At 73.0% G+C, this 20,398-nt stretch carries 22 protein-coding genes and 2 pseudogenes; 9 read left to right on the top strand and 15 right to left on the bottom strand.

Going from position 1 to position 20,398, the window contains the following annotated elements:
• Positions 1-10 precede the first annotated feature (10 nt).
• A complete protein-coding gene (locus AB0J40_RS33965; RefSeq protein ID WP_364461375.1) occupies positions 11-913 on the top strand; it encodes a LysR family transcriptional regulator in 903 nt (300 codons plus the stop codon).
• Between the two features lie 58 nt (positions 914-971).
• Positions 972-1,850: a helix-turn-helix domain-containing protein gene (locus AB0J40_RS33960; RefSeq protein ID WP_364461373.1), complete on the top strand. Its 879-nt coding sequence runs from the start codon at positions 972-974 to the stop codon at positions 1,848-1,850.
• Positions 1,851-1,932: 82 nt separating this feature from the next.
• Here the strand turns inward: AB0J40_RS33960 and AB0J40_RS33955 are convergent, their stop codons facing one another.
• From AB0J40_RS33955 to AB0J40_RS33930, 6 genes are all read right to left on the bottom strand, one after another.
• Complete coding sequence (locus AB0J40_RS33955; RefSeq protein WP_364461370.1) at positions 1,933-2,253, bottom strand: hypothetical protein; 321 nt, start codon at positions 2,251-2,253, stop codon at positions 1,933-1,935.
• A gap of 68 nt (positions 2,254-2,321) precedes the next feature.
• Positions 2,322-3,812 carry an MFS transporter gene (locus AB0J40_RS33950; protein ID WP_364461367.1) on the bottom strand — a complete coding sequence of 497 codons (1,491 nt, stop codon included), beginning with the start codon at positions 3,810-3,812 and terminating at the stop codon, positions 2,322-2,324.
• Between the two features lie 125 nt (positions 3,813-3,937).
• The gene (locus AB0J40_RS33945) at positions 3,938-4,711 is read right to left on the bottom strand and encodes a maleylpyruvate isomerase family mycothiol-dependent enzyme (RefSeq protein ID WP_364461365.1); all 774 of its coding nucleotides are present in this window, start codon (positions 4,709-4,711) and stop codon (positions 3,938-3,940) included.
• A 41-nt stretch (positions 4,712-4,752) separates the two neighbouring features.
• A complete protein-coding gene (locus tag AB0J40_RS33940; RefSeq protein ID WP_364461362.1) occupies positions 4,753-5,589 on the bottom strand; it encodes a serine hydrolase in 837 nt (278 codons plus the stop codon).
• Between the two features lie 31 nt (positions 5,590-5,620).
• Positions 5,621-6,514 carry a hypothetical protein gene (locus tag AB0J40_RS33935; protein ID WP_364461359.1) on the bottom strand — a complete coding sequence of 298 codons (894 nt, stop codon included), beginning with the start codon at positions 6,512-6,514 and terminating at the stop codon, positions 5,621-5,623.
• On the bottom strand, positions 6,514-7,008 hold the full coding sequence (locus AB0J40_RS33930; RefSeq protein WP_364461356.1) for a SigE family RNA polymerase sigma factor: 495 nt from the start codon (positions 7,006-7,008) through the stop codon (positions 6,514-6,516). The genes AB0J40_RS33935 and AB0J40_RS33930 overlap by 1 nt, the downstream gene beginning before the upstream one ends.
• Before the next feature lie 110 nt (positions 7,009-7,118).
• On the opposite strand from AB0J40_RS33930, the gene AB0J40_RS33925 reads away from it, so the two are divergent.
• Positions 7,119-7,634: a DinB family protein gene (locus AB0J40_RS33925; protein ID WP_364461353.1), complete on the top strand. Its 516-nt coding sequence runs from the start codon at positions 7,119-7,121 to the stop codon at positions 7,632-7,634.
• Positions 7,635-7,641: 7 nt separating this feature from the next.
• On the opposite strand, the pseudogene AB0J40_RS33920 reads toward AB0J40_RS33925, so the two are convergent.
• Positions 7,642-8,099, bottom strand: a pseudogene (locus AB0J40_RS33920) (ArsI/CadI family heavy metal resistance metalloenzyme).
• Between AB0J40_RS33920 and AB0J40_RS33915 the strand changes: the two are divergent.
• From AB0J40_RS33915 to AB0J40_RS33905, 3 genes and pseudogenes are all read left to right on the top strand, one after another.
• A pseudogene (locus AB0J40_RS33915) lies at positions 8,011-8,303 on the top strand (metalloregulator ArsR/SmtB family transcription factor). The pseudogenes AB0J40_RS33920 and AB0J40_RS33915 overlap by 89 nt on opposite strands.
• A 77-nt stretch (positions 8,304-8,380) precedes the next feature.
• Positions 8,381-8,701 (top strand): metalloregulator ArsR/SmtB family transcription factor, encoded by a 321-nt coding sequence (locus AB0J40_RS33910; RefSeq protein ID WP_364461350.1) that lies wholly within the window; start codon positions 8,381-8,383, stop codon positions 8,699-8,701.
• Positions 8,698-9,900: a GNAT family N-acetyltransferase gene (locus AB0J40_RS33905; RefSeq protein WP_364461347.1), complete on the top strand. Its 1,203-nt coding sequence runs from the start codon at positions 8,698-8,700 to the stop codon at positions 9,898-9,900. The genes AB0J40_RS33910 and AB0J40_RS33905 overlap by 4 nt, the downstream gene beginning before the upstream one ends.
• A gap of 85 nt (positions 9,901-9,985) precedes the next feature.
• Here the strand turns inward: AB0J40_RS33905 and AB0J40_RS33900 are convergent, their stop codons facing one another.
• Together AB0J40_RS33900 and AB0J40_RS33895 are read right to left on the bottom strand one after the other, a co-directional pair.
• The gene (locus AB0J40_RS33900; protein WP_364461344.1) at positions 9,986-10,423 is read right to left on the bottom strand and encodes a nuclear transport factor 2 family protein; all 438 of its coding nucleotides are present in this window, start codon (positions 10,421-10,423) and stop codon (positions 9,986-9,988) included.
• Positions 10,420-11,016 carry a TIGR03086 family metal-binding protein gene (locus AB0J40_RS33895; protein ID WP_364461341.1) on the bottom strand — a complete coding sequence of 199 codons (597 nt, stop codon included), beginning with the start codon at positions 11,014-11,016 and terminating at the stop codon, positions 10,420-10,422. The genes AB0J40_RS33900 and AB0J40_RS33895 overlap by 4 nt, the downstream gene beginning before the upstream one ends.
• A 124-nt stretch (positions 11,017-11,140) precedes the next feature.
• On the opposite strand from AB0J40_RS33895, the gene AB0J40_RS33890 reads away from it, so the two are divergent.
• Positions 11,141-12,139: a hypothetical protein gene (locus tag AB0J40_RS33890; RefSeq protein ID WP_364461338.1), complete on the top strand. Its 999-nt coding sequence runs from the start codon at positions 11,141-11,143 to the stop codon at positions 12,137-12,139.
• Here the strand turns inward: AB0J40_RS33890 and AB0J40_RS33885 are convergent.
• Both AB0J40_RS33885 and AB0J40_RS33880 read right to left on the bottom strand, forming a co-directional pair.
• The gene (locus AB0J40_RS33885) at positions 12,136-12,861 is read right to left on the bottom strand and encodes a GNAT family N-acetyltransferase (protein ID WP_364461335.1); all 726 of its coding nucleotides are present in this window, start codon (positions 12,859-12,861) and stop codon (positions 12,136-12,138) included. The genes AB0J40_RS33890 and AB0J40_RS33885 overlap by 4 nt on opposite strands.
• A gap of 1 nt (position 12,862) precedes the next feature.
• Positions 12,863-13,309 (bottom strand): Lrp/AsnC family transcriptional regulator, encoded by a 447-nt coding sequence (locus AB0J40_RS33880; RefSeq protein WP_364461332.1) that lies wholly within the window; start codon positions 13,307-13,309, stop codon positions 12,863-12,865.
• A gap of 157 nt (positions 13,310-13,466) precedes the next feature.
• Here AB0J40_RS33880 and AB0J40_RS33875 point away from each other — a divergent pair, with 157 nt between their 5' ends.
• Positions 13,467-16,859, top strand: a complete 3,393-nt coding sequence (locus AB0J40_RS33875) for an indolepyruvate ferredoxin oxidoreductase family protein (RefSeq protein WP_364461329.1) — start codon at positions 13,467-13,469, stop codon at positions 16,857-16,859.
• On the opposite strand, the gene AB0J40_RS33870 is transcribed toward AB0J40_RS33875, so the two are convergent.
• The 4 genes from AB0J40_RS33870 to AB0J40_RS33855 form a co-directional block, all read right to left on the bottom strand.
• On the bottom strand, positions 16,840-17,466 hold the full coding sequence (locus AB0J40_RS33870; RefSeq protein WP_364461327.1) for a response regulator: 627 nt from the start codon (positions 17,464-17,466) through the stop codon (positions 16,840-16,842). The two genes, AB0J40_RS33875 and AB0J40_RS33870, sit on opposite strands and share 20 nt — an antisense overlap.
• 67 nt (positions 17,467-17,533) lie before the next feature.
• Positions 17,534-18,508 carry a DJ-1/PfpI family protein gene (locus AB0J40_RS33865; protein ID WP_364461324.1) on the bottom strand — a complete coding sequence of 325 codons (975 nt, stop codon included), beginning with the start codon at positions 18,506-18,508 and terminating at the stop codon, positions 17,534-17,536.
• Between the two features lies 1 nt (position 18,509).
• Positions 18,510-19,019 carry an ATP-binding protein gene (locus tag AB0J40_RS33860; RefSeq protein ID WP_364461321.1) on the bottom strand — a complete coding sequence of 170 codons (510 nt, stop codon included), beginning with the start codon at positions 19,017-19,019 and terminating at the stop codon, positions 18,510-18,512.
• A gap of 178 nt (positions 19,020-19,197) precedes the next feature.
• Positions 19,198-19,839, bottom strand: a complete 642-nt coding sequence (locus AB0J40_RS33855) for an NAD(P)H-dependent oxidoreductase (protein WP_364461318.1) — start codon at positions 19,837-19,839, stop codon at positions 19,198-19,200.
• 82 nt (positions 19,840-19,921) lie between these two features.
• Here AB0J40_RS33855 and AB0J40_RS33850 point away from each other — a divergent pair, with 82 nt between their 5' ends.
• Positions 19,922-20,398: a MarR family winged helix-turn-helix transcriptional regulator gene (locus AB0J40_RS33850; protein ID WP_364461316.1), complete on the top strand. Its 477-nt coding sequence runs from the start codon at positions 19,922-19,924 to the stop codon at positions 20,396-20,398.

Raw genomic sequence — 20,398 nt, 5'->3', positions numbered from 1 at the left:
GGGTGAGGGCATGAGTGAAGTGACGCTGGCGGGTCTGCGCGTGGTCCGCGAGGTCGCGTCGACCGGCTCGTTCACGGCGGCGGCAGCGTCGCTGGGCTACACGCAGTCCGCGATCTCGCGGCAGGTGGCGATGATGGAGGCGGCCGCGGGCACGGCGTTGTTCGAGCGGCACGCACGCGGGGTGCGCCCGACGCCGGCCGGCGCGTCGCTGGCCCGGCACGCCGCCACCGCGCTCGCCGTCGTCGACACCGCGGAGCAGGAGCTGGCCGGCCTGCGCGACCGGCTGGCGGGCCGGCTGTCGGTCGGCGCGTTCCCGGCCGCGGCGGCGGTCCTGGTCCCGCGGGCGCTGGCCGTCCTGCGCACCCGGCACCCCGGGCTGGTCGTCACGCTCGACGAGGGGGCGACCCCGGCGTTGCTCGCGCGGCTGCGCGCCGGCCGCACCGAGGTGGTGGTGATCGGGGTCGGCGAGGGGCTGCCGGGCTACGACCTCACGGGCCTGCACCAGGACGTGCTGGTCGAGGACGACCTGCGCGTCGCGGTCCCGGCCGGGCACCGGCTCGCCCGCCACGGCCGGGCCGGGGTGGCGGACCTGCGCGAGGAGACGTGGATCGTCGGCCGCGGCGGCCGCGGCGAGCCCCAGTTCCGCGCGTGGCCGACGCTTTCCGAGCCGCGCGTCGGCTGGGCGGCCCGCAGCTGGACGACCCGCCTGGGCATGGTGGCGGCCGGGCTGGGGATCGCGCTGCTGCCGGGCGTGGCGGCGGCGTCGGTGCCGTCCGGCGTGGCGGTGGTCGCGGTGGAGGACCCGGCGTGGCGCGGGCGGAGCGCGGTGGTGGTCACGCGGCCCGGGCGCTCGGCGGGCGCCACCGCGGTGGTCGAGGCACTCCGCGAGCAGGCCACCGCCCTGCGCGGCTGACACCGGGGGACGAAACCTGCCCACCCGGAACCACCCGCTCCGGGGGACAATCGGACGCATGGAGCCCACCGGACAGCCGAAGGAGCTCGGCGACTTCCTCAAGGCGCGCCGCGCGCAGCTGGACCCGCGCGACGTCGGCCTGCCGGAGCCCTCCTCGCCGCGGCGCGTGGCCGGGCTTCGCCGCGAAGAAGTCGCGCAGCTCGCCGCGATCAGCGTCGACTACCTGACCCGGCTCGAACAGGGGCGCGTGCAGGCGTCGTCTTCGGTGCTCGCCACCCTCGCCCGCGCGCTCCGGCTCGACGACGACCAGCAGTCCTACGTGTACGAACTGGCGGGCAAACCCTTCCGCCGTCCGCGGCGGCGGGCGGGCGAAAAGCTGCGGCCGGCGATGAAGCGGCTGCTCGACCAGCTGGCGGAGACACCCGCGATGGTGCTCGGCCGCCGGCTGGACGTCGTGGCGTGGAACGACTCCGCCGCCGCGCTGTTCACCGACTTCGCGCGCTACCCGGCGAACCGTCGCAACTACGTGTACCTGCTCTTCGCCGACCCGCAGGTGCGCGCGCTGCACGTGGACTGGGCCGAAGCGGCCCGCACGGCGGTGGCGGCCCTGCACCTGGAAGCGGCGCGCGACCCGGACGCGCCGGAACTGGCCGAGCTCGTCGGCGAGCTGGCGGTGCACCACCCGGAGTTCCGGACGTGGTGGGCGGCCCACCACGTGACGAGCCAGGGCTACGGCGTCAAGCACTACCGCCACCCGGTGGTCGGCGACCTCACGCTGGACTGCGACATGTGGGAAAGCCCGGACGGCAGCGGGCAACGCCTGATGGTCCTGACGGCGGACCCCGGCTCGGCGGCGCACGAGGGGTTGCGGATCCTGGCTTCGTGGACCGCCGAGCCCGCCGGTGCGCCCGAACGGCTGCCGGATCGGGGCCGGTGACCCGGGCGATCCCTGCCGGCGTCGGCGGGCGTGAACGGGCACGGGTGGAAGCGCCGCCGGTGACGGCGCTTCCTCGGGCCGCTCAGCTGTGCACGTCGTACGTCATGTGGTAGTCCGCGCTCGGCAGGGCGTTGAAGAACGCCGTCAGCGTCCCGATTCCCGCCTGCGTGTCCGTGATCGTCACCGTGCCGAGGGTGTCGTCCTTGCCGGCGTCCTCGTCGACCAGGGTCACCTTGATCGAGCCCGTGAACGAGCGCATCGCGGTGAGGGTGACCGAATCGCCCTTGCCCAGCAGGTGCGGGCCCGAGATCGTGGTGCCGTTGACCTGCAGGCTGGCTTCGTCCTTCCCGATCACGTCGTCCTTCTTGACGCACTTGAGCTTCTTGATGTGCAGTTCGGCCATGGTCCCTCCAGGAGAATCGTCGGTTTCCTGAAGACAAAGGGATCGGCGGCCGCCGTCAGATACACCGGCTACCGGCGCACCAGCACCGCCGTCGCGGCGATGCCCGCCACCACCACGGCCGCCAGCGCCAGCATGCTGATCCCCATGCCGTGCGCGAAAGCCGCTCGTGCGGCCGGTGCCAGGTGCGCGTCCACCGCGAGCGCGCCCGCCAGCGACCCCTCCGCGACCTCACGTGCCGGCGGGGCCAGCGACGCCGTCGCCGGCCGGACCGAATCCTGGTAGGCGGCGGAAAGGACGCTGCCCACGAGCGCGATCCCCAATGCCGCACCGACTTCGCGCGTCGCGTCGTTGACCGCCGATGCCACGCCGTACTGCGACGGCGGCACGTTGTCGAGGATCGCGCTCGTCGCCGCCGGGGCCGTCACCCCGATGCCCGCGCCCAGCACGCACACCGCGATCGCCAAGGCGGGGTAACCACTTCCGGCGTCCAGCTGTCCGATGAGGACCATGCCGGCGACCACCACCGCGAGCCCGGCGCACGTCACCGCCCGCAGCCCGAACCGGCGAACCAGCGGCGCCGAAGCCAGCGACAGCGGGAAGAGCGACACCGCGACCGGCCACAGTGCCAACCCCGACAACAGCGCCGAATACCCCTGCACCAGCTGCAAGTACTGGGCCAGCGCGTAGAACATCCCGAACGCGGCGGTGAACTGGACGGTCACCGACACCGAGCCGGCCGCGAAAGCCGCGTTGCCGAACAGCCGGACGTCCAGCAGCGGATCCGCGCGCCGCAGCTCGTAGCCGACGAAGAGCGCCGCCAGCACCAGCCCGCCCGCGATCGACCCGAGCACGACGCCGTGACCCCAGCCCAGGTCGGCGACGCGCAGGATGCCGAACACCACCGCGCCGATCGCCGACGCGCTCAGCACCGCGCCGACGACGTCGAAGGCGTGCGCGTCGCGGTCGCGTGATGTCGGCACGGTCAGGCTCGCGGCCACCAGGACGACCGACAGCGCGGCCGGCCCGAGGAACACCGAATGCCACGAGAAGTGCCGCAGCAGCACCCCGGCCAGGACCAGGCCGCCGAGCCCGCCGACGCCGGCGACCGCGGCCCAGATCCCGATGGCCCGCCCGCGCCGCGCCGGCGGGAAGCTGGCGGTGATGATCGACAGCGTGGCCGGCATGATCATCGCCGCGCCGAACCCGGTGACGGCCCGGGCCACGACGAGCCAGGCCGACGTATCGAGGAACACCGGCGCGGCGCAGCCCACGGCGAACACGAGCAGGCCGGCGACGAGCACACCGCGGCGCCCGAACCGGTCGCCCAGCGCGCCGGCCGGCAGCACGAGCGCGGCCAGCACCAGCGTGTAGACGTCGACGATCCACGTCTGTTCCGCCTGGCTCGCACCGGTGTCGGCGGCGAGCGCGGGCAGCGCCGCGTTGACGATCGTCACCATGGCGATCACCAGGCCGACCGTCGTGCACATCACGCCGACCGTCCACACGCGACGGCCGGCCGTCAGCTCGGCGTCGCCGGTCGCTTCGAGCTCCGCCCGCATGCATCCCGTCCCTCGTCCGCGGTCCCGTCGCTCCCGACGCTACGTGCGTGAACCGAGACCCGGAGCCGGACCGGGTCTCGGTTCCGGGAGGGCGGCTTGAGCCCGAAGAGACCCGTCCCGACCCCTCAGAACCCGGGGAACACCCGGCGCAGATCGTCGAGCGTGACGTTTCCCTCGACGCTCACACCGTTGTCGTACGGCGCCTTCAACCGGCCGCTGAGCAGCCGGATGAACGCTTCCGCCCGCCCGGTGAACGTCGCGGACGGCGACTCCAGGTGGTCCACCACGGTCACCGCGTCGTCGATCACCAGGCCGCCGCCCGGAACCGCGACCGACACCGGGTTCGCGAGCTCCGCCGCCTTCGCGAAGAAACCCACGAGGAACCCCAGCGGCCCGGTCAGCAGGTCGACGAGCACCTCGGCCGAGCCGGCGTCCACCCCGGCCGCCGGGTCGAACGCCACCCGGACGTCCCACGAGTGGTTGGCGACCTCGTTGAGCCGCATGCCCAGCGCGGTCACCAGCGGGACCGGCTCCGGCAGGAAGCCGAGGTCGACGGTCAGCGAGGAACGCTGCTCGGCCGTGAGCGCCTCGACCGTGTCGAGCCAGCGGGCGTTGTGCTCCAGGAACCCCTCGGCCTGCGCGCGCGGCGCGGACCCGTCCCAGCGCGCCCAGATCGTCTGGTTGTCTTCGGCCGCCACGGTTTCCCCCGCGGCCCGGGCGATGGGCGCGCGGCCGATCTCCGCACCGCTGCCGAGGTGGGAAAGCGCCTGGGCGACGGTCCATTCCGCGGCGCCGCTGGGGGCGGCCAGCTGCTCGTCGGTGAGGGTGCGGACGAGGGCGGCGAGCACGTCGTGCTCGTTGCGCAGGGCGGTGATCGTGCGGTCCACGAGTTGGCTCATACCAGGCGTCAACTCCCGGGTGGACGCGGATGTTCCGTGGATCACCCCCCGATTCGGCGCACCCCGGGGTCCGTGCGGCCGAACAGCTGCTGGGCGACGCTCTTGCAGACCTGCGTCCCGTACCGGTGCCCCGTCCCCTGCTCCGGGTAGTGCACCAGGACCGCGAGCACCCACCGGTCCCAGATCGCCAGGCAGTGCACCGCCCACCAGTTGCCCTGCCGCGTCCAGCCGTTCCCGACCGCCGGGTGGAGACCCGCGAAAACCGGCGCCTCCGGGATGCCGGCCGCGGCGCCCGCCGGGCGCATCAGGTCGAGCAGTTTGGCCCGCCACGGCGGGCTCAAGCCCGGACCGCGGGCCACGCACCGGCCGAGCAGGCTCGCGTCGGCCGCGGACATCGTGGTCATGGCCCACCGGCCCGGGTGGATCCGCGTGTCGCGCAGCCCGCAGGTCCGGACCATTCGCGTGATCGAGGCGTCCCCGCCGAGCCGCCGGTACAGCGTCTGCGCGGCACGGTCGTCACCGTCGCGGACCATCCGGGTCACCCTGGCCTCGTCCCCGGCCGGGACCCGCGAGCTCCGGGAAGCGAGGTAGTCCACGGCGAGCCAGGCCTCGATCATCGACGCGGTCGTGGTGCGCAGCGTCCCGTCGCCGACGACGGCGCCGGCGCCGAGGTCGCGCAACGCCCACGACCACTCGCCGCGGACGTCGACGCTCACCACCTCGTCCGCCGGTTCCGGCGCGGCGGTGGCCGTGGCCGGTGGCAGGTACACCACCGGCCGTTCCGCCGCGGCGGGCGCCTTCACCGGACGAAGGCAGACCGCCGCGGTGAGCGCACCGACGACGACGCAGACCAGGACGAAGAGCACGGAAACACGCATCGGAACCCCTTCGGCCGGGCGACGCGGAGCTTCACCGGGTGAGCTGGACGGAATTCAGCAGGGCCAGCGCGGCCGCCTTGTTGGGGTACGAGCTGTTCATTTCGAGGGTGTACCCGCCGAGTTTCCGGCTCTGGTGCGCGGGCAACGGATCCTTCGGATCGACCGCGCCCGTCGATTCCCCCGTGCCGGTCAGGAACACGAACAAGGAGAAGCACCGGGGGTCGAGCGGCGCCATGTTCGCCTCGAGGTCGGGGCAGAGCACCAGGGTGTTGGTCTCCGGCTCGCTGGTGAACGTCGCGACCTTCTGCCCGTCGGGGACCTGCAGGGACTTCAGCGGTGACGCGATCACCGGCGGCGTGGTGCCGATCTTCCCCAGCAGCCCGAGCATTTCCGCGGCCGTCACCGGTTTCGAGGTCCGCACCGTGACCCACCGCTGCGGTCCGTCGTGCCACCGGACGGTCTGCGGGTGCGCGATCTGCGCGGCGGTCGTGGGTTTCGCGGGCAGTGCGCTTTCGGGGGCCTTGCCGTCGCGGACTTCGATGTCGAACCCGTACCGGTGGTCCTGCCCGTAGTGGATGCTGGCGAAGTGCGGCTGGACGGCCCAGAACAGCAGGTCCCAGGACTTGTCCTCGAGAGAGATCGCGGGCGCGGGCGGCGGCACCTTCGCGGCGTCCGGTGCCTGGCTCGCCGCGCCGGACGACGCCGGGCTCGCGAGCGTGGCCGGCGGTGTCGCCGCCGGGCTGCCCCGGTCCAGCAGCCCGACGGCTCCGGCACCCAAGGCGGCCACGGTCAGGGTCACCGCGGCGACGCTGGTCGCCCGGCGCCGCCGGATCCGGCGGGTGGCGCCGGCGAGCACGGCACCCGGGTCGGGGGCCAGCGACTCCTGGGCGCGCAGCACGCGGCGCAGCTCGTCGAGGTCGGTCATCACACGCTCTCCTTGCCTTCTTCGATCCCGACGCGCAGCGAGCTCAGGCCGCGCGAGATGTGGCTGCGCACGGTTCCGGGCGCGCAGCCGAGCACCGCGGCGATCTCGTCGTCGTCGCGGTCCTCGTAGAACCGCAGCACGATCGACGCCCGCTGGGCGCGGCTCAGCCGGGCGAGCAGCCCGTCGAGCTGGTCGGCGTCGGCGATCCGCCGCGCCGGATCGGGCGCGGCCGGCTCCCGGAACAGCGCTACATCGGCCGTGGGGTGCACGGACCGCTGGTACCACCGGCGCCGCCAGCCGAGATAGCCGTTGACGACCATCTTCCGCAGGTAGAGCTCGGGCCGGTCGGCGGTCGCCACGTGCCGCCACCGCTGGTGCGCCCGCACGAGCGCGTCCTGCACGACGTCCTGGGCCAGTTCCCGGTCCCCGGTCAGCACGGCGGCGAACCGCACGAGGCCGGGCAGCTGCTCGCGCGAGAACTCTTCGAACTGCACACCCCATAAGATGCCGCCGCCCCAGTGCTCTGTTGCAGTCGCGGCCGGAAATCTTCGGAGAGTGGCCGAGGATCGGCGCCGGCCATCGTGTTCCGACGGACACTGTCCGCATGGACAAAGCAGCGGTGCACGACGAGCTGGAGCGGGCCCGCAGGACCTTCCACGAGCTGCTGGACGGCGCGACCGGCAGCGACCTGCGGCGGCCGAGCGCGGGTACGCGGTGGAACAACCGCCAGCTGCTGTTCCACATGCTGCTCGGCTACCTGATCATCCGCGCGCTGTCGGGGCTGGTGCGGCTGTTCGGCCGCCTGCCCGACGGGGCGAGCCGCGGCTACGCGCGGCTGCTGAACGCCGGGACGGCGGCGTTCGACGCGGTCAACTTCGCCGGTTCCCGGCTCGGCGGCACGCTGCTGCCGAGACGGTGGATGCGGGCGCTGTTCGACCGGACGATCGCGGCGCTGCACCGCCGTCTCGACCGGGAGACCGACAGCGATCTCGCCCGCGGCATGCACTACCCGACCCGGTGGGACCCGTTCTTCCGCGAGTACATGACCTTGGCCGACGTGTACCGGTTCCCGACGCGGCACTTCGACTTCCACCGCCGTCAGCTGACGCTCGGCCGGTGAAGACCGTTCAGGAGCAGCAGCCCTCCGGCTGGGCGGTTTCGCCACCGGACGTGCAGCAGGTCGCCGGGGTGACGGCGGCCGCGCCGGTGCCGAACGTCTGCGAATCCGCCTTGACCGCGTACACCTCCCACGGCTCCTGGCCGGGACCGTGCACCCACACCTTGTCCTGGACCGCGTAACAGCACGTGGTGGCGCTTCGGTCCGCGTCTCCATCCCCGCGCCGGCGAGGCGCTTTCCGGCCTCGGCGACCTGGTCGGTCGATTCGGCCTCGACGCCGAGGTGGTCCATGACCGTCGCCTGACCGGGCTCCCCCTCCAGGAGCACGAGCTTGAGCGCGGGCTCGGCGATGGCGAAGTTGGCGTAGCCGGGGCGGAGCTTGGCCGGCTCCGCCCCGAACAGCTTCGAGCAGAAGTCGATCGAGCCCTCGAGGTCTCCGACCCGCAGCGCGAGCTGTAACCGTGACATCGCATCCTCCTTGGACGGCGAAGCGTGCGTGTGCGACCTGACCGACGCCTTCGACCTGACCGGGCCGACGATCTCCCACCACCTCAAGGTGCTGCGGGAGTCCGGGCTGATCAGCGAAGAGCGGCGCGGCACCTGGGTCTACTACCGCGTCCACCCGAGGTGCTGGCCCGGCTCTCGGCCGTGCTGGTCCCGGTTCCGGCGTGACCGGCCCGTCGCCCGGCTGAGCCCTTCCGCTCGGCTGATTCATCGTTTATCGTCGATGGACGATGAAAGGGGCCGTCGTGCTGGACCGCGCCACCGCCGAAACCTACGCAGGTTGGTTCCGGGCCTTGGCCGACCCGACCCGGGTGCAGATCCTCAACCTGCTGGCCTCGGCCGGCACCCCGATGACGGTCGGGCAGATCGTCGATCACGTCGACGTCGGCCAATCCACCGTGTCCGCGCACCTCAAGATCCTGACCCAAGCCCGGTTCGTGCTCGCCGAACCGCGTGGCACGGCCCGGCTTTACCGGGTGAACCAGCGCTGCGTGTCCTGCTTCCCGACCGCCGCCGACGTCGTCATGGGGCGCGCTGCCGTCACTTTCTCGGAGGTGTGCCCGTGAGCCTCGACCGTTACGCCGACGCCGCCCGCCGGGCGCTGGCCGGAGAACGCGCCGGCCTGATCACCGACACCGATCGGCTCGGTGCCGTCCACTACGCCGGCGAGGACGTCCCCGCCGAGATGGCGGCGACCAGCCTCGGCTGCGGCAACCCGGTGGCCGTCGCCGACCTGCACCCTGGCGAGACCGTGCTCGACCTCGGTTCCGGCGGCGGGCTCGACGTCCTGCTCTCCGCCCGCCGGGTCGGGCCTGCCGGCCGCGCCATCGGCCTCGACGCGACCGAGGAGATGCTCACCCTCGCCCGTCGCCACGCCGCGCAAGCCGGCGTCACCAACGCCGAGTTCGTCCACGGCACCATCGAACGGATCCCGCTGCCGGACGCCTCGGTCGACGTCGTGATCTCCAACTGCGTCATCGCGCTCTCCCCCGACAAGCCGGCCGCGTTCGGCGAGATCGCCCGCGTGCTGCGGCCCGGCGGCCGCCTCGGGATCACCGACATCCTGGCCGCCGAAACGCTCACCGACGCCGAACGCGCGGCCGGCACCGCCGAATGCCTCGGCGGCGCGCTCACCGCGGACGGCTACCGCGCGCTCCTGCGCAACGCCCGGCTGACGGGCATCGATGTCCGGTTCACCCACGAAGTCGGCGACAAGCTGCACTCGGCGATCATCCGCGCCTCCCGGCCGGCGCCGGTCCGCGTCGTCCCCATGACGGCCGCGCACGCCGAGCAGGTCCTGGCGATCCTCCAAGCCGGCCTCGACACCGGGGACGCGAGCTTCGAGACCACCGCGCCCGACTGGCCCGACTGGGACGCCGCCCACCTCCCGGCGCATCGGTTCACCGCTCTCGGCGCCGACGGCGACGTCCTCGGCTGGACCGCCGTCACGGGGGTGTCCTCGCGGTGCGTCTACGGCGGTGTCGTGGAGCACAGCGTCTACGTCCACCCGGACGCCCGCGGCCGCGGGGTCGGCCGGGCGCTGCTCGAAGCGTTGATCGCCTCGACCGAAGCCGCGGGGGTGTGGACCGTCCAGAGCGGGGTGTTCCCGGAGAACTCGGCGAGCCGGAAGCTGCACGAGCGCGCCGGGTTCCGGGAGGTCGGCGTCCGCCGGCGCATCGGGTACCACCACGGCCGGTGGCGCGACGTAGTCCTGATCGAACGGCGCAGCACCGTGGTCGGCCAAGCCACGCCGATCCAGCCGTAGTCGAGGCCACGAGCCCGTCTTCGGCCAACCGGGCCAGCCTCCTGGTCGCGGCCCGGCCGGATGACCCGGCTACGCGCCCGTGACGCTAGTGGTCGCGGTGCAGCCGGGCGAGCGACTGCGCCGAGTCGTCGATGGGATCGGCGTGGCGGTGCACGATCTTCCACTCGCCGTTCTCGCGGCGGAAGATCGTCGTGCTCCGGAGCGCGTACGGCGTCGGCTCGGAGCCGGCTACCGACGCGGTCGTGCGTTCGATCGCGAGCAGGTAGGCGAAGTCGGCCCCGACGTCGGCGGCGACCACCTCCCACTCGCACGAGCGGCAGTTCGAGAAGCGCGAAGCGAGTTTCTCGAACATCGGAGCGACTTCGGCCCAGCCGATCGGGCTGAACGCCGCGCCGAAGACGGTGACCGGATCGGTGTGCGACCACAGTGCGAAGCGCGGACCGGCGTCGCCGTTGTGGAGCGCCGTTTCGGCGTGGTGAATGCGAGGCAGCATTTCGTCGAGGAACTGCTTGGTGTCGCTCATCGGACCTCCTCGGTGCCGATCGGGGTGCGGCCCAGCCGGTGCAACAGCCGATCTTGCCGGGACGCGGTGCGCGGAAGGCCGCCGTCCGCCGGTGCGAACGCGTGTTGCCGGGGGCCGAAATCGAGGCCGGCGGTGTAGGCGAGGAGGAAGGCCACGACGTCCTCGTCGAGGGTCTCGTCCGCGCCGATCGCGCGAGCGAGGTCCCATGCGTGGACCGCGGAGTCGAGGATGCGCATCGACAGCAGTTCGCGGCCGGTCCGGTCACCGGCCACGTGGTGTGCGATGCGCTCGAGGGCACCTTCCTCGCGGAAGCACGCGACAACGCCGTCCGCGGTCACGACGAACGACGCCGGTGCGTCGTCGCCGAGGTGATCGACGTCGCGCGTTGCTTCGACCTGTTCGGTCGACGCGCCCCGCAGCAACATCCGGTACCGGATGTTCGCGCCGACGACGTGGTTGACGAGCGCGCGGACGTCCCACTCGGAACACGGCGTCGGTCGCCGCCAGTCGCCGGGTCCGACGAGGCGCAGCCGCCGTGCGAACTCGTCGTGGGCCACCACGAGCAGCTCGAGAGGGTCTCTCGGCGCCGTCACATGCGGATTGTCGCAGCGTGCCGGACAGCGGACAAGGCAACGGACAAGCGGGATTTTCAGTGGCGCCGCGACCGAGTTGTACTATAGTCGTAAGACAGTAGGTATGCCGTTCTGGGGAGCTGTCATGCGCTTGCTCAAGACCGTCCTGGCCGTGCTCGCGGCCGCCACGCTGGTGGCCGCACCCGCCGACGCGGGTCCACCGCGCCCGCCGTCCGATCCCGTCGGCGCTCTGCTCGCCGCCTTCGACCGGCATTCGATCGTCGCGAAGTCCAGCCCGGACCCCGGGCCGTTCGTCTTCGACCTCGTCCGGGATCCCCGCTTCCCGGGCCGCGTCAACGACGTCGTCGTGGAGTGCGGGAACTCGCGCCTGCAGCCGATGCTGGACAGCTACATCGCGGGCGACGACGTCCCGGACATCAGTCACGTCTGGCGGGACACGACCCAGCCGAGCTGCGGCTTCTCGTTGTTCTACGAACAGCTCTTCGCCTTGGTGCGGCAGGTCAACACGAAGCAGCCCGCCGAGCGGAAGATCCGCGTGCTGGCGGGCGACCCGCCCATCGACTGGAGCCGGATCCACAGCCCGGCGGACATGGAGCCGTTCCACGACCGCGACGCGTCGATCACGTCGGTGGTGCAGACGCAGGTACTGCGGAAGCACCGCAAGGCGCTCATGTTGTTCGGGCTGGGGCACTTGAAGCACGACGGCGGCAGCGCCGCGGTGGCGCAGCTGGAACGCGAGTACCCGGGCGCGGCGTACGTCGTCGCCGACCACTACGGGTTCACCTCGGACAACGCCCGGCTGGAACAGCGCCTGGGTGCGTGGCCGTCGCTGACGCCGATCGCGGGCTCCTGGCTGGGCGCGCTCGACACGACGTACTTCCCGACGAACCGCGAGTACCCGCCCGGCAGCAAGGGCTTCCCGGGCGTGGACGCGTACCTGTACGAGGGTCCGATCGACACGATGCTGCGCGAACCGCTGTCGGCGCGGACGGTTTTGGACACCGGCTACCTGAACGAACTCCGCCGGCGGGCGACCGCGATCGACGCACCGCCGGACGGTCTGGAGTGGCCGGAGTTCTTCTTCGAGCGGGAGCGCACGTCCGGAGTCCTGCTGCGCGGCTAGCAGACCCGGTGCGACACCCAGACGTTCGGCTCGACGTACACCGCGAAGTCCTGGGCCGTCGACACGAGCACCGGGGCCAGCGCACCCGGGACGAGGACCGGGCCGTCGTCCGTGAACGGCAGCCCGGTCCAGCGGCGCCAGTCTTCGAGGGGCGCCTGGACCGTTGCCGAGCAGGGCGCGACCGCCTCGATCCGGCCGCCGGCGCGGACGTGGGTGCGCAGCCAGCGGTCGGCGGGCAGGCCGTCCGGCCGCGTCTCGGCGGCGTACTCGCGCATCGGCAGCGACGGCACCGCGGCCTTGTCCGGCGGCCGGACCGGGATCACGAGCGAATCCAGCCCGGCCGCCGCCGCGCGCATGCCCGACAGCACCGTGCCGGAGTGGCCGCGGCCCTGGTGGTCCGGGTGCACCGCGATCTCCAGGGCGCACGCCGTGTCGCAACCGACGCCGTCGAGCGCGTCCTCCGCGGCCCACACCGCCACTTCGTCCCAGCCGCGCGCGGGCAGCGTCCCCCGGCTTCGGAACGGCACCATGATCCCGCGCGCGACCGGCCGGCCGTCCTCCAGGAGCGCGACCACCAGGTGCGGCCAGCGCCGCGCCACCCGGCGGCCGCGCACCAGCAGGCTCGTCAGGCTGCCTGCCATGAACGCCGGCGACCCCGGTGGGTACGGGATCGCGTAGACGGCGTCGGCGAGGTCCGGCCGCTCCGCCAGCGTCACGAGCACGTCAGGTCCCCCGCGACCAGGATTCCAGCGCGATCAGCGTCTTCGTGCCGGTGACCTGGTGCTGACGGCGGATCTCGTCGATCGTCTTCTGCAGGTGGGCCATGTCCCGCACCCGCAGCCACACCAGCGCGTCCGGGTCGCCCGCGATCGTGAACACCGCCTGCGCCTCCGGCATCCGCGTGGTCGTGCGCAGGATCTCCGCGACCTTCGTGTTCCCGACGAACCGCAGCTCGGTGAACGCCTCGATCCCCCAGCCCAGCTTCGCGTGGTCGACCTGCACGGTGAACCCGGTGATCACGCCGGTCTCGCGCAGCCGGTCGATGCGGCGCTTGACCGCGGCCGTCGACAGCGTGACGCGGCCCGCGATGTCCGACAGCGTGCGCCGGGCGTCTTCCCGGAGCAGGCCGAGGATCTCGTGGTCGGTCGCGTCGAGCGGCTCTTCGGTCATGCGCCCGAGCGTAACTCCGCGCAAAAATCCGGGCCAGCCGACGCGAAACCCCGCCGAAGTTTGCGTCTGGGATGCTGATCCGGCACCGCCTGTTGCGTCGCTGTGGCAGGCATCGCAGTGTGCCCGGAAGCACATCGACGCGAAGGAGGCCCGCGCCGTGGAGACGTTCACGCTGGAGGACCGCTACCTGCGGGAGGCGGGAACCGTGCACCTGAGCGGGGTGCAGGCCCTGGTCCGGCTGCTGTTCGACCGCGTCCGCCACGACCGCGCCCACGGCGGCGACCCCGCCGTGTTCGTCTCCGGCTACGAGGGCTCGCCGCTGGCCGGCTACGACCTCGAGCTCGGCCGCCGCGCGAAGCTGCTGGAGAAGCACGACGTCGTCCACCGCCCGGGCCTCAACGAGGAACTGGCCGCGACCTCGGTGCTGGGCAGCCAGCTCGTCGCGGGCGCCGGCGGACGGCGGGGCGTCACCGGGTTCTGGTACGGCAAGGCACCTGGTCTCGACCGCGCCACCGACGCGCTGCGCCACGCCAACCTGGCCGGCACCGACCCGCGCGGCGGCGCCGTCGCCCTCGTCGGCGACGACCCGAACGCGAAGTCCTCGACCGTCCCGTGCGCGTCCGAGCTGGCGCTCGCCGACCTGGCGATCCCGATCTTCTTCCCGGCCGACTCCCAGGACGTCCTCGACCTCGGCATGCACGCGGTCGAGCTGTCGCGCGCCGCCGGCGTGTGGACGTCGCTGAAGATCGTCGCCAACGTCGCCGACGCCTCGGGCACGGCGCTCGTCGATCCACAGTGGACCGCCCCGGAACTCGACGGGGGTTACCGGCACACGCCGACGTCGCGGCTGCTCGGCACCAGCCTCGCCGAACTGGAACGCAGCCTCTTCACCGTCCGGCTGCCGCTGGTCACGCGGTACCTGCGCGCGAGCGGCGTCAACCGCATCACCGCGCGCGGCCCGGCCGACCGGATCGGCATCGTCTCCGCCGGGAAGTCCTATTTGGACCTCCAGCAGGCGTTCCGGACCCTCGGGCTCGACGCGGAAGCCTTGTCCCGGCACGGCATCCGCGTGCTCAAGCTCGGCGCGATCCACCCCCTCGAACCCGGGATCGTCCGGGAGTTCGCCGAGGGCCTGTCGGAGATCGTCGTCGTCGAGGAGAAGCGGTCCTTCATCGAGACGGCGCTCAAGGAGGTCCTCTACGGCGTCCCCGGCGCGCCCGCGGTCACCGGCAAGAAGGACCGCGACGGCCGGACGCTGTTCACCGAACTCGGCGAGCTGGACCCGGACGGCATCGCGGCCGGCCTCGCCCGGCGGCTGCCCGAAGGCATCACCTCGGTGGATGCGTTCGAATCACGTCGCCGCCGCGAGCGCATCTCGGTGCCGCTGCTGGCGCGCACGCCGTACTTCTGCTCGGGCTGCCCGCACAACTCGTCGACGAAGGTCCCGGAGGGCACCTTGGTCGGCGGCGGCATCGGTTGCCACACCATGGCCCTGTTCATGGAGCCCGACCAGGTCGGCACCGTGCTCGGCGTGACGCAGATGGGCGGCGAGGGCACCCAGTGGATCGGCATGGCGCCGTTCGTGGAGGCCGAGCACTTCGTCCAGAACATCGGCGACGGCACGTTCACCCACTCCGGCAGCCTCGCCGTGCGCGCGGCCGTCGCGGCCGGCGTCAACATCACCTACAAGCTGCTCTACAACTCCGCCGTCGCGATGACCGGCGGCCAGGACGCCGTGGGCGGCCTGCCGGTGGAGAAGGTCGCCGAGCTGCTGCTCGTCGAAGGCGCGAAGAAGGTCGTGATCACCAGCGACGCTCCCGCGAAGCTGCGGCGGCGCAAGCTGCCCGCCGGCGTCGAGGTTCGCGACCGCGGGGAACTCCTGGCCACACAAGAGGAACTGGCCGCCGTCAAGGGCGTCACCGTGCTGATCCACGAGCAGGAGTGCGCGGCCGAGAAGCGGCGGAAGCGCCGCCGCGGCAAGCAGGCCACACCGGCGACCCGCGTGGTCATCAACGAGCGCGTCTGCGAGGGCTGCGGCGACTGCGGCACCAAGTCGAACTGCCTGTCGGTGCAGCCGGTCGCGACGGAGTTCGGCCGCAAGACCGCGATCCACCAGTCGTCGTGCAACGTCGACTACTCGTGCCTGGCCGGGGACTGCCCGTCGTTCGTCACCGTCGTGCCGACCGGTCGCAAGCAGCGGCGCGGGCTCGGCGAGCTGGCCGCGGACGCCGTGCCCGCTCCTCCGGTGTCCGAACCGGACTTCACCGTGCGGATCACCGGGATCGGCGGCACCGGTGTCGTCACCGTGACGCAGATCCTCGCCACCGCCGCGGTGCTCGACGGGCGGCACGTCCGCACGCTCGACCAGACCGGGCTGGCCCAGAAGGGCGGCGCGGTGGTGTCCGACCTGAAGGTGACGGCGGAGCCGGTCGAGCAGGCGCCGAAGCTCGCCGCCGGCGAGTGCGACCTCTACCTCGCGTGCGACGCCCTCGTCGGCGCGGACGCGGCGAACCTCGGCGTGGCCGACTCCGCGCGCACCACGGCGGTCGTGTCGACCACCGAGGTGCCGACCGGCCGGATGGTCGTCGACACGACGGTGTCCTTCCCGGACCCCGGCAGCGTCCTCGCGCCCCTGGAGGCCGCGGCGAAGCGCACGGTGTCCTTGGACGCGCGCGGCCTGGCCGAAGAGCTGTTCGACGACGACCAGTTCGCGAACGTGCTGCAGCTCGGCGCGGCGTTCCAGACCGGCGCGATCGGCCTGCCCGCCGCGGTGATCGAGCGCGCGATCGAGCTGAACGGCACGGCGGTGGCGGCGAACCTGCAGGCCTTCCGCCGCGGCCGCCAGCTCGTCGCCGACCCGGCCGCGCTCGCGGCCACCCCCGTGCCGGCGCGGCCGGTGGCGCAGCCGTCCGTGCGGAAGCTGGTGCACGCGGAACCGGGCTCGGAGCTGGCGCGCCTGCTCGACGTCCGCATCCCGGATCTGGTCGCCTACCAGGACAAGCGGTACGCGCGGGCGTACGCGGAGTTCGTCGAGCGGGTGCGGGTGCTGGAGGACGGGCCGACGGAGATCACCGAAGCCGTCGCGAAGCACCTGTACAAGCTGATGGCGTACAAGGACGAGTACGAAGTCGCGCGGCTGTCCCTGGACCCGGCGTTCACGGCGGGTCTCGAAGAGCAGTTCGGCGAAGGCACGAAGTACGCCTACCGGCTGCACCCGCCGGTGCTGCGGGCGCTGGGGATGAAGCGCAAGATCAGCCTCGGCCCGTGGTTCCGCCCGGCGTTCCGGGTGCTGCACGCGCTGCGCCGGCTGCGCGGCACGCGGCTCGACCCGTTCGGCCGCGCCGAGGTGCGCCGGGTGGAGCGCGAGCTGATCGAGGACTACCGCGCCATGGTGCTGAAGGCGTTCACCGCGGCCGACGTCGATCGCGCCCGGGTCCTCGCACTGGCCGAGCTGCCCGACCTCGTCCGCGGCTACGAGGACGTCAAGCTCGCGAACGTCGCCCGGTATCGCGAGAAGCAGGCCGAGGTCCTCACGCCCGCAGGTAGCTGAGCATCGCCTGGGCACCGTCGGGGACGCGCAGCTTCGAGCTGACGTCCCCGGCGTGCTGCCGGGCGGCGGCGGTGCCGATGCCGAGCAGCCGTCCGATGGTCGGCACCGAGTGGCCTTCGGCCAGCAGCGCGACGACCTCGCGTTCGCGCGCGGTGAGCGTGCCGACGGGGTCGCCGGGCCGCGGCCGCGCCAGCTGGACGGCGACGACATCGCGGTCCAGCACCGTCCCCCCGGCGGCGACGCGCTTGAGGGCGTCGAGGAACTCGTCGGGCTTGCCGACGCGCTCCTTGAGCAGGTAGCCCGCCCCGCCGCCCCCGGCGGCCAGGAGGTCGCCCGCGTAGCCGTCCTCGACGAACGCCGAGAGCGCGAGGATCGCCAGCCCCGGCATGAGCCGCCGCGCTTCGAGAGCGGCCCGCAGCCCTTCGTCGGTGAAGGTCGGCGGCATCCGGACGTCGACGACGGCCAGGTCCGGCTTTTCCGTCGCGACGGCGGCCAGGAGCTCCCCGGGGTGGTCGACGGCCGCGGCGACGTCGAAGCCCTCGCTGCGCAGGAGCAGCACGAGCCCCTCCCGCAACAGGGCGTCTTCCTCCGCGATGACAATGCGCACGACGGCTGCCTCCTCGCCTCCACGTCCTCTCCCTGCCTGGATGCACGGATCGGGAGGCGGGTCCGGTTCACCCGATGCCGGTGGTCCGGAACCGGGCCCGGTAATCGCTCGGCGTCACACCCAGGCCGCGCGCGAAGGCCCGCCGCAACGTCTCGGGGGACCCGAAACCCGACCGCCGCGCCACGACGTCGAGGGGGTCGGTTGTGGTCTCCAGCTGCTGCTGGGCGAACTCCAGCCGCACCTGCTCGACGAAGCGGGCGGGCGTGCGGCCCAGCTCCTCGCGGAACAGGCGCGTCAAATGCCGCGTGCTCACCCCGGCGCGGGCAGCCAGGTCGTCGAGCGTGTGCGGTGCCGAGGGGTCGGCCGCCACGGCGTCGAGCACGGCCCGCAGCACCTCCGTGCGCGGGCGGCCGGTCTCCAGGCGGACGCTGAACTGCGACTGCCCGCCCGGCCGCTGCAGGAAGACCACCAGGTGCTTGGCCACCAGCCGCGCCACTTCGGCGCCGAGGTCCGCCTCGACCAGCGCGAGCGCCAGGTCGATGCCCGACGTCACGCCGGCCGAGGTGATCACCGGGCCGTCCTGGACGAAGATCGCGTCGGCGTCGACCCGCACGAGCGGGAAGCGGCGGGCGAGCTGGTCGGTGAGGTCCCAGTGCGTGGTGGCGCGACGCCCGTCGAGGACACCGGCGGCGGCCAGGGCGAACGCGCCCGCGCACACCGACGCCGTGCGGTCCGCGCCGGCGGCCAGCCGGCGGATCTGCGCGACCAGCTCGGTGTCGGCGACCGTGCGGACCCACTCGGGGCCGCCGGGCACCAGCACGGTCGCCCCGCGCGGGTCCGCCGCGGCGAGGTCGAGGTCGGCACCCAGGCGCGTCCCCGTGTTGGCGCGGACGTCGGCGCCGCCCGGGGACGCCGTCCTCAGCTCGTACCGCCCGCCGTGCTCGTTGGCCTCGGCGAAGACCTCCAGGGGCCCGGAGACGTCCAGCAACCGGACGCCGTCGTAGAGCACGACGACGACGGAACTGCCGGGACGGCGGCTCACCTCAGCCCTGGCCGGACCAGCCGCTCAGCCGGGTGAGCAGGCGCTCCAGCACCTCCGGGTCCGCCGCCACCGGGTCACCGGAGACGGGTTCGTCGACCAGGGTCCGGCGGTCCTGCCGCCGCGGCAGGCGCACCTGCCGGGCGTTCATCCCGCCGGGCAGCTCGAGCTCGCACCACGTGGTGCGGGCCCCGCCCACGCCGGGCGTGACGCCGACGCGCTCGCCGGGGCCGACGACCTTCGGCTCCGGCAGCCCGGGCACGTCGTCGTCGACCTCGACGACCAGCACCTCGGCCCGCAGCCGCAGCCGCAGCGTGACGAAGGCGGGCGACCGCGGGTCGCCGGCCTCGATCACGGTCTCGACCAGCCGTCTCGCGGTCGCGGTCACGTGCTCCAGCATCGGCAGCAGGGACCAGTCGGTGAGAATCAGGCGGACGAACAGTTCCGTGACCGGCAACGCGCTGGGTTGCGCGACCAGCCGGATATCGTCCATCTGGGAGGTGTGCGCGCTCAAACCTGACCTTCCTCGCCCAGGTCGACTGTCCGGGTCCCGGCATCTTGCCACCCGGCCTCCGGCGGCACGGTACCGGCCGGGTGAGCGTGGTGGCGCCGGGCCCCAGCGCACGGTCGTCGAAGGCGGGGATTCGCGCGCCGAACGGTCGCCGGGCGCCGCGACGCCCGGCCGCCGCCCCTCAGACGCGCGCGGGAGCCCACAGGTCGTCGATGGTCTTCTCCGCGGTGGCCCGGCTCGCGTCCGCCAGCGGGATGAGCTCCGCCATCGCCGGGTTGACGTGCGCCAGCGTCAGCTCGGCGGTGATGAACCGCGGCTCGAGACCGGTCAGCGAAACGCCGTGCGGGAGCCACTGCTCGGCGTGGTCCCAGCCTTCGCGGGGCGTTCCCTCGCCGTAGCCGCCGCCGCGCGAGGCCAGCACGATGAACTCGCGGCCGCCGAGCAGGCCGGTCTGCGTCTCGTGGTCGACCGACAGGCCGGGCGCGATGAGGTGGTCGACCCACGCCTTGACGCTGCTCGGCGGGCCGAAGTTGTAGAGCGGCAGGCCCAGCAGCACCGTGTCGGCCGCCTTGATCTCGTCGACCAGCTCGCGGGTCCGCGCCCACGCGGCCGCCTGCTCGGGCGTGTGCTGCTCCGGCGGCACCATGCCGGCCAGCCCGCTCGCGGCGTCGATGTGGGGCAGCGGGTTCGCGCCCAGGTCGCGGTAGGTGACCGTGCCGTCCGGGTGCGCGGCGCGCCAGGCCGCCGCGGCCCGCGCGCTGAGCGCGCGGCTCACCGAGCGCTCGCCCTGGATGCTCGAGTCGATGTGGAGGAGATGCGCCATGTCGTTAGCCGCCCATAGATCGTTGGTGTAGGACAAATCATTAATAGCACACCGACAGTTGGGGTGCCCATATACTGGGCTCATGTCCTCGCTGCCGGTCGTCAACCAGCCGCCCCACCGCTGTGGGGCGCTGCTCGGCCAGCTCACGCGCCGGTTGCAGACGCGCAGCGAGTCGGTGCTCACCCCGCTCGGGCTGCGGCCGCGGCACCTGATCGCCCTGACGGTCCTGCGCGATCTCGGTGGCAGCTCCCAGCAGGACCTGGCGAAGATCCTGGAGATGGACGGCACGAACGTCGTCGGCCTGCTCAACGACCTCGAGGCCGAGAACCTGATCGAGCGGCGCCGCTCCCCCGTCGACCGCCGCCGGCACGTCGTCGAACTGACCGACGTCGGCGCGAAGCTGCTGGCCAGGGCGGAGTTCGCGCTCGCCGCGGTCGAGGACGAGGTGTTCAGCGCGCTCAGCAACGAGCAGCGCGAGTCGCTTTACGAGCTGCTCCGCCAGGCGACGAGCAAGACGGAGACCGAAGCCTGCCGGGAAGCCCTGCCGCCCACCTGCTGA

It is taken from the genome of Amycolatopsis sp. NPDC049691 (assembly GCF_040675005.1).
Lineage (GTDB): Bacteria > Actinomycetota > Actinomycetes > Mycobacteriales > Pseudonocardiaceae > Amycolatopsis.
This window is presented reverse-complemented; position numbering and strand designations above follow the sequence as displayed.